The organism is Streptomyces sp. GC420 (genome assembly GCF_009916105.1).
Classification (GTDB): Bacteria; Actinomycetota; Actinomycetes; order Streptomycetales; family Streptomycetaceae; genus Streptomyces.
On the sequence record NZ_JAAAXQ010000498.1, the window covers coordinates 1 to 4817 of the forward strand.

4 protein-coding genes, 1 tRNA gene and 4 pseudogenes are annotated in these 4817 nt (G+C 69.6%); 4 read left to right on the plus strand and 5 right to left on the minus strand.

Translation table 11 applies throughout. The features are described from left to right. Window positions 1-113: pseudogene (locus GUY61_RS40880) on the plus strand (IS5/IS1182 family transposase); the annotation flags it as partial. Window positions 114-301: 188 nt separating this feature from the next. Here GUY61_RS40880 and GUY61_RS34835 read toward each other — a convergent pair. Both GUY61_RS34835 and GUY61_RS41695 read right to left on the minus strand, forming a co-directional pair. Continuing rightward, window positions 302-760, minus strand: a pseudogene (locus GUY61_RS34835) (IS701 family transposase); the annotation flags it as partial. A gap of 73 nt (window positions 761-833) precedes the next feature. Beyond that, a pseudogene (locus tag GUY61_RS41695) lies at window positions 834-1175 on the minus strand (major capsid protein); the annotation flags it as partial. Between GUY61_RS41695 and GUY61_RS40885 the strand changes: the two are divergent. Continuing rightward, window positions 1110-1608: pseudogene (locus GUY61_RS40885) on the plus strand (LacI family transcriptional regulator); the annotation flags it as partial. The pseudogenes GUY61_RS41695 and GUY61_RS40885 overlap by 66 nt on opposite strands. A 106-nt stretch (window positions 1609-1714) precedes the next feature. Here GUY61_RS40885 and GUY61_RS34850 read toward each other — a convergent pair. The 3 genes from GUY61_RS34850 to GUY61_RS34860 all read right to left on the minus strand — a co-directional run bounded on the left by GUY61_RS34850 (window position 1715) and on the right by GUY61_RS34860 (window position 3376). Beyond that, window positions 1715-1788: transfer RNA gene (locus GUY61_RS34850), tRNA-Pro, on the minus strand. 100 nt (window positions 1789-1888) lie between these two features. Continuing rightward, window positions 1889-2815: a metallophosphoesterase gene (locus tag GUY61_RS34855; protein ID WP_166634326.1), complete on the minus strand. Its 927-nt coding sequence runs from the start codon at window positions 2813-2815 to the stop codon at window positions 1889-1891. 180 nt (window positions 2816-2995) lie between these two features. Beyond that, complete coding sequence (locus GUY61_RS34860; protein WP_166634327.1) at window positions 2996-3376, minus strand: helix-turn-helix domain-containing protein; 381 nt, start codon at window positions 3374-3376, stop codon at window positions 2996-2998. Window positions 3377-3478: 102 nt separating this feature from the next. Between GUY61_RS34860 and GUY61_RS34865 the strand changes: the two genes are divergently transcribed. Together GUY61_RS34865 and GUY61_RS34870 are read left to right on the plus strand one after the other, a co-directional pair. Then, the gene (locus GUY61_RS34865; protein ID WP_166634328.1) at window positions 3479-3886 is read left to right on the plus strand and encodes a RidA family protein; all 408 of its coding nucleotides are present in this window, start codon (window positions 3479-3481) and stop codon (window positions 3884-3886) included. A 192-nt stretch (window positions 3887-4078) separates the two neighbouring features. Beyond that, window positions 4079-4540, plus strand: a complete 462-nt coding sequence (locus GUY61_RS34870) for a GatB/YqeY domain-containing protein (protein ID WP_166634329.1) — start codon at window positions 4079-4081, stop codon at window positions 4538-4540. The last annotated feature ends 277 nt before the right edge of the window (window positions 4541-4817 follow it).

Genomic DNA, 4817 nt, shown 5'->3' on the forward strand with positions numbered 1-4817 from the left:
TCAACCGGCTCAAGAACTTCCGCGGCATCGCTACCCGATATGACAAGACCGCCACCTCCTACGAAGCAGCGGTCTCTCTCGCCTCATTCCTGCTATGGGCAAGATCCGTTTGAAGACGGACCCTAGTACTCCAGCAGTACTTCGTGGCTTGACCTGGGGAAACGTGGAGCGGTGGGAGTGTAGCGGGCAGGACGCTGTCACGGACGGCTTCTGCCTGCACGTCCCTCGAAGGAGTGCCCACGACGGCGGTAGTGGCAGCGGCGGGCCACCGCTTGGCGTCGTCGGCGCCAGTGCGACCAGCTCAACGCATGGGCGTGGGCGCGAAGGGCTCGGGGTGCGTGAGTTGCCAGGAGTCGCCGCACTTCCGCCACTGTGAGCTCGATGACCACGGCATCCTCACCGGCGGATCCCCCTTTTCGGCTGCTCGCGCGCTCATCGCCGCGAGGAAAGCGTGGGCGAGCATGGCCAGGGTGATGTGCCGGTACCAGCCGACGTAGCGGCGGACTTCGTACTCGTCCAGACCGCATTCGTTCTTCGCCGCCTGGAAACACTCCTCAATCGCCCACCGGGCGCCGGCGACCCTCACCAGTTCGTCCACTCCGACATCCAACGGTGCGTATCCGAGGTAGTAGGCGATCTCGTCCGGCCGACTCAAGCTGCGTCGCGCCAGCGCCCACCGCCGACGGATCAACACGCCGTCCTGGTAGTCGTACTCGGCCACTGGGCGCAACTGGACAGCCGCCCAGTCGTACGGGGGGGGGGCAGGCGATCGGGCAGGCCAGGACGGTCTGGCCGCCGGTCTCGCCTGTCGGGCAGACCGGGACGGTGACGACGCGGGTGTCCACGGAGCGGTCCATCAGGGCGATGCACTCCTCGGCGAACAGGGCCGTGAAGTCGTTCGTCTGGAACTTGCTCGAATCATGAATTACGCCCAGGTTGACCTCCTCGCCGCGGCCGATGACCAAGGAGTCGGCCGGGTAGATGAGGAAGTTGAGCGCGGCTGGCCAGTCCGTTGCCGGGGTCGGGGCGCCGATGTCGGTCGGGACAGCCGGGGACAGGCCCCGCGCCCACTGGATCCGCACGCCGAGCGGGCTGAACAGATTCTGCACGTCCGCGGCGGACACCTCATCGATGCAGCAGCCGTTCCGGCGCGCGAGGTCGGCGAGGAACGCCACGCCACGTGGATCTTCACTCCGGCCGCTACCGGCTGGTACCCGAAGAAGGCGCCGGCCGAGGCACACCCCGTGCCGGTCACCGGCGGCCCCTGGCACGGCGTCCCTGTGCGCGGCCGCGGCGCCTCCGGGCGGGCCGAAGCGTGCTGGCTGCCGATCAAGGACCGGCTGACCCGCCACGGGCTCCGCCACGGCCACCGCACGCTCATGGAGGAGCTGGGCACCCCGAAAGGTGCTCATGGACGAGCGGATGGGCCACGAGGACGGATCGGTCGGCGCTCGGTACACCCACGTGACGGACACCATGCGCGCGCTTCTCATGGAACAGCTCACCGAGGTCTGGCACGCATCCCTGGACGACCGCCTGGCCCTCGCCCCCCGCTCCCCGGTGCTCGTCCTGGACCGCTTGTCGCAGGAGCGCGCCGCCCAGCGGTGACACCCCGTTTCAAGATCACACCCAGTTGACACCCAGACACCCAGGCATAATGCAGTCAGGGCCGGTCTCCCCGAAGGTAAACCGGCCCTGACCTGCTGTTATGAAGTCGGGGTGGCGGGATTTGAACCCACGACCTCTTCGTCCCGAACGAAGCGCGCTGCCAAGCTGCGCTACACCCCGGTGTCGATCGCTTGCGCGGCGACATCGATTACTTTAGCGGACCCGCGCCCGGACACGAAATCCGGTTTCCGGGGGCCGGGCGGCGGGCCGCCCCCGGCGGTCAGGTCCGGGAGGTCAAGGTCAGGAGGGTGGCCTCCGGGGGGCACGCGAAGCGGACCGGGGTATAGCGGTTGGTGCCGCAGCCGGCGGAGACGTGGAGGTAGGAGCGGTTGCCCCCGGCGCGGTGGGTGGAGAGGCCCTTGACGCGGTCGGTGTCGAGGTCGCAGTTCGTGACCAGGGCGCCGTAGAAGGGGAGGCAGAGCTGGCCGCCGTGGGTGTGGCCCGCGAGTATCAGCGGGTAGCCGTCGGCGGTGAAGGCGTCGAGAGTGCGCAGGTAGGGGGCGTGGACGACGGCCAGGTTCAGGTCGGCGTCGGGCTCCGGGCCGCCGGTCACCTCGGAGTAGCGGTCGCGCCTGATGTGCGGGTCGTCCAGGCCGGTGAGGGCGATCTCGAAGCCGTCCAGCTTGAGACGTCCCCGGGCGTTGTTCAGGTCCACCCAGCCCGCGGTGTCGAAGCCGTCCTTGATGTCTTCCCAGGGGTTGTGGACGACGCCGACGGCGGGGGGATTGCCGTTGAGGCCGTGCCTGCCCTGCATCTTCTCTATGAGGTAGCGGGCGGGGTTGCGCAGCTTGGGGCCGTAGTAGTCGTTCGAACCGAATACGTATGCCCCCGGGTACTCCATCAGAGGGCCGAGGGCGTCCATGACCTCCGGCACGCCCTCCGGATCCGACAGGTTGTCGCCGGTGTTGATCACGAAGTCCGGGCGCAGCCCGGCCAGCGCCTGGAGCCAGCGCTGCTTCTTGCGCTGCCCGGAGACCATGTGGATGTCGGAGACCTGGAGCACCCGGAGCGGCCGCATCCCGGCGGGTAGCACGGGGACCGTGACCCGGCGCAGACGGAAGGAGCGGGCCTCGAAGCCGGCGGCGTAGGCGACTCCCGCCGCGCCAAGTGCGGTCAGGGACAGGGGGACTGCGTATCGCGCGCGCATGCCCCCATCGTCGCAGACCTCGGCCCGTCCGGAATCCGGGGGCGACGAGGTCACCGCCGGCCGGGGCGCCTCGGCCATTCGTGTCAAGGCAGTAGCAAGGCGCCGTGACGGCGGTATCGCGCGCCTGTCACCCCGGGCGGAGACGGCTTGGGGTGCGGGGGAGGGGGAGCGCCCCCGCCGTCAGGCGTCGAAGCGGTGGCGGGAGGCCTCGATGTCGCCGAGGTACCGGTGGGTCCAGTCGCACAGTCCGTCGATCGTGATCCGCAGGGCCCGGCCCGGCTCGGTGAGGGTGTATTCGACCCGCGGCGGCACGGTGGGGTGCACCTTTCGCTCGACCAGGCCGTTGCGCTCCAGCATGCGCAGGTTCTGGGTGAGCATCTTGTGGCTGATGCCCTCGACCTCGTTCCGCAGTTCGCCGAAGCGCAGGGTGCCTTCACCCAGGGCCTCGATGATCAGCAGCGCCCACTTGTTGGCGACGTCGGAGAAGATCTCCCGCGCCAGAGAGTCCGCTCGCGTCAGGTCCGCGTCGTCGGCCGAGCCCTTGAACTGCTTGGTCACCATGTGGTTCCCCAGTCACCGAAAAGTGCGTTCTTCCATGTCAGCGGACACTCTCCTATGGTTCCTGAGTAACCACAAGAGAGCACGAACGAGGAGTCAGGCAGCATGGCCATCACCCTGGTGAACCCCGGTGGATTGCCGGAGATCGACGCGTACCGGCAGGTGTCGATCGCTTCCGGGTCCAAGCTGGTCCACATCGCCGGGCAGGTCGCCTGGGACGCCGACGGAGTCACGGTCGGTGAAGGCGACCTCGCCGCTCAGGTCGAGCAGTGCTACCTCAACGTCGGCACCGCCCTGGCCGCGGCCGGTGGTTCCTTCGGCGACGTGGCGAAACTGGCCGTCTACGTCGTCGACTGGACCCCCGACAAGATGCCCCTGCTGATGGAGGGGATCACTCGTGCGGCAGGCAGGCTGGGAGTCACCCCGGTGCCGCCGGCCACGCTGCTGGGCGTCGCGGCACTGGACGTACCCGAGCATCTGGTCGAGATCGAGGCAACCGCGGTCCTCGACTGAACGGGCGCATCCCCTCCGCGCGGACCCCGGCGCGGATCCGGGCGCGGACCTCGGCACGGATCCGGGGCCGACCCCGCCCGGATCCCCGGCGCGGATCTCGGCCGTCCGCGGTGCGGCGGACATCCGGGGCAGGCGGGCGGACGCGGGGAAATGCGAGGGCGGTCCGCGTGCGGCACCTGTCACACTGGCTTCATGACGCTCAAGGCCACGCTCCAGGAAGACCTCACTGCCGCGATCAAGGCGCGCGACGAGCTGCGCTCCGCGACTCTCCGGCTGACCCTCGCCGCGATCACCAAGGAAGAGGTCGCGGGCAAGCAGGCGCGTGAGCTCTCCGACGACGAGGTGCAGAAGGTGATCGCCAAGGAGGCGAAGAAGCGGCGGGAGGCCGCCGACGCCTTCAAGCAGGGCGGGCGTGCCGAGCAGGCCGAGCGGGAGCTCGCCGAGGGAGCGGTGCTGGACGCGTACCTGCCGCAGCAGCTCACGGACGAGGAGCTGGGTGAGATCGTGGCGCAGGCCGTGACCGAGGCGAAGGCCGCCGGCGCCGAGGGCCCGCGGGCCATGGGGGCCGTCATGAAGATCGTGAACCCGAAGGTCGCCGGGCGCGCCGAGGGCGGCAGGGTCGCCGCCGCGGTGAAGAAGCTCCTCGCCGGGTGACGCTGGGGAACGAGGGAGCAGCCGAGGGGAGATGGGGGCCGAGGAGTGTACGGGGCTTCCGTCAAGCGGAGCCGGCGGTCCGCGAAGGCGGAACGGCGCTCTGTTGCTCGTGGCCTCCCGGACCCGTGACCTCGTGACCTCCCGAGCTCGCGACTCGTAACCTTCTGAGCTCGCCACTGGTGGCTTCCTGAACTCGCGGCCAGGGCGCCGCCCGGCCCGCCCGCGGCCCGCTTGAACCACGCGCCCCCCGGTCCGCGCACAGCGCACAGCGGAGAAA

Coding starts and splice junctions, on each gene's coding strand:
- GUY61_RS34855 (WP_166634326.1), bottom strand. CDS start 2,815: ATGCGCGCGCGATACGCAGTCCCCCTGTCCCTGACCGCACTTGGCGCG.
- GUY61_RS34860 (WP_166634327.1), bottom strand. CDS start 3,376: ATGGTGACCAAGCAGTTCAAGGGCTCGGCCGACGACGCGGACCTGACG.
- GUY61_RS34865 (WP_166634328.1), top strand. CDS start 3,479: ATGGCCATCACCCTGGTGAACCCCGGTGGATTGCCGGAGATCGACGCG.
- GUY61_RS34870 (WP_166634329.1), top strand. CDS start 4,079: ATGACGCTCAAGGCCACGCTCCAGGAAGACCTCACTGCCGCGATCAAG.